Source organism: Haloferula sp. (assembly GCF_049672945.1).
GTDB lineage: Bacteria > Verrucomicrobiota > Verrucomicrobiia > Verrucomicrobiales > Akkermansiaceae > Haloferula.
In genome coordinates, this window is the sequence record NZ_JBATWY010000140.1 from 1 (window position 1) to 2,301 (window position 2,301).

The 2,301-nt window shown below is 59.2% G+C and carries 2 protein-coding genes; one reads left to right on the forward strand and one right to left on the reverse strand.

Features of this window, described 5'->3' with window-relative positions:
* Positions 1-374: transposase (locus WBG04_RS12205; RefSeq protein ID WP_424314711.1), on the forward strand; the 374-nt coding region annotated here is incomplete at its 5' end.
* Between the two features lie 44 nt (positions 375-418).
* Here WBG04_RS12205 and WBG04_RS12210 read toward each other — a convergent pair.
* The gene (locus tag WBG04_RS12210; RefSeq protein WP_424314712.1) at positions 419-2,053 is read right to left on the reverse strand and encodes an ABC-F family ATP-binding cassette domain-containing protein; all 1,635 of its coding nucleotides are present in this window, start codon (positions 2,051-2,053) and stop codon (positions 419-421) included.
* Between the last annotated feature and the right edge of the window lie 248 nt (positions 2,054-2,301).

Below are 2,301 nucleotides of genomic sequence, written 5' to 3' on the forward strand. Positions count from 1 at the left end.
GCTGGCTCGACGAGGGGATGGGTTCGTGTTTGCTGCGGGATGCTGGTGCGAGAAGCTATTTGGAACAGGCGTTGATGAAGTTTCAAGGCGAGCGGGTTGAGCACCTTTCGTGGGTGATCATGCCGAACCATGTTCATCTGTTGTTTGTGCCGAAGGCTGGGCTGTCTGAGTTGATGAGGGCTTGGAAGGGTTCGTCTGCGAGGTGGATCGGCAAAGGGGTGATCTGGCAGGCGAATTATCGGGATACTCTGATCCGGAACGCGCGGCATTTTGCGACGGTGGTGCGCTACATCCGGAAAAATCCGGTGAAGGCAAGGTTGCATGAGGGAGAGTTCACACTGTGGGAGAGTGAGCGGGCGAGGGCGGTGGAGTAGGGGCATTTCTGCCCCTATTTGGTTTTGTAAGGGCAGAAATGCCCTTACTCCGCCGTGACGGCACTACGGTCGTCGTCGATGCCGGACTTCTCGATGAAGTAGTCGTAGCCGCCGGTGTAGCGGGTGAGCACGGCGTGCGTGTCGTCTTCCGAGCGGGCGATGTGCAGAGTCGTTTCCGCGAGGTTGCGGATGAAGTGCACGTCGTGACTGATGAAGACGAGCGTGCCTTCGTAGCTCTTGAGGGCGTTGACCAGCGAGTCGATCGAAAGGATGTCGAGGTGGGTCGTCGGCTCGTCCATCAGCAGCAGGTTCGGCGGATCGACGAGGAACTTCACCAGGTTCAGACGGGACTTTTCTCCTCCGGAAAGGATGCCGCAGCGTTTCTCCACATCGGAGCGACGGAACAGGAAGGTGCCGAGGATGGCGCGGGCGTCTTCCTCGCGCAGCGTGTCGCATGACCCTAGTACTTCCTCGAGCACGGTGTTGTCGGCGTTGAGGGTCGCGCTGCGGTGCTGCGAGTAGTAGCCCATCTTGGTAAGGTATCCGGTTTCGGTTTCACCTCCAGTCGGCTTCAGTTGTCCGGCAAGCAGTTTGAGCAAGGTCGACTTGCCGGCGCCGTTCGGGCCGACGAGGACGATCTTGTCGCCGCGTTCGATGGTGAGATCGAGGCCCTTGTAGATGACCTTTTCGTTGTCGTAGGCGAAATCGACCTTCTTGAGGTCGACGACTTTCTGATTCGAGCGGGCGGGCTGGGGGAAGGCGAACTTGAAGGGTTTGCGTGGCGCGCGCGGCTTTTCGATGATGTCGATTTTCTCGACGAGCTTGATGCGCGACTGAACCTGCGCCGCTTTCGATCCGACCTGCCGGAAGCGGTCGATGAATTCCTGGTGGCCTTCGATTTCCTTGCGCTGGTTGCGGTAGGCCTGGACCTTGGTTTCGTAGCGCGCCTGGCGTTGTTCGAGGTAGGCGGTGTAGTTGCCGGTGTAGGCAATGAGCTCGGCGGCGTCGGGGTCGATCTCGACGACGTTTTCAATGATCGCATCCATGAAGTCGCGATCGTGCGAAATGAGCAGGATGGCGCCGGGGTAGTTCATCAGGTAGCGTTGGAACCAGATCAGGGTGAGCAGGTCGAGGTGGTTGGTCGGCTCGTCAAGCATCAGCAGGTCCGGCTCCATGACGAGCAGGCGGGCGAGGTAGGCGCGCATGACCCAGCCGCCGGAATACTCGCGGGCGGGCTTGTTGAAGTCCTCTTGTTTGTAGCCGAGTCCGGCGAGGATCTTTTTGGCCTTGGGCTCGAGTTGATAGCCGTTGAGAGCCGTGAATTGATCCTGGGCGTGGGCGTATTCTTTGGACGAATGGTCGCCCTTGGCTTCGCACTCGCGCATGGTGCGCAGGTAGCCGACGACTTCGGGGGTGATGCCGATGGCGATTTCGAGGATGGTTTCATCGCCCGGGTCGCCTGCTTCCTGGGCGAGGTTGCCGGTGATGGCGTATTCGTCGCGATCGATGGTGCCGCTGTCGATGTCCTCTTCTCCGAGGATCATCTTGAAGAGCGTCGATTTGCCGGCGCCATTGGGTCCGACGAGTGCCATGCGTTCGCCCCAGTTGATGGTCATTTCCGCGTCGCGGAAAAGGGTTCGCCCTCCGAGGGTCTTGGTCAGCTTCTTGATCGTGAGCACGTGCGCGGGGTAAGGGGGAAAGGAGTAAGATGAAACTCTAAATTTCAGTGATGGGGTTCCGATGGGCGGGTTTCCGGCTCAGGCTTGCGGATCTGTGGGCTGAGGGATAGAAGATCGCTGTGAATCGACGCGATTGGCTGAGAGTTTTTGGAGTTGGCTCAGGGGCCGTTCTCAGTGGTTGTGGATTGGGCTCTTCGGCAGGCGGCCAGAAATGGACACGAGATCGTCTTAGCGCCATGGATCAGGTG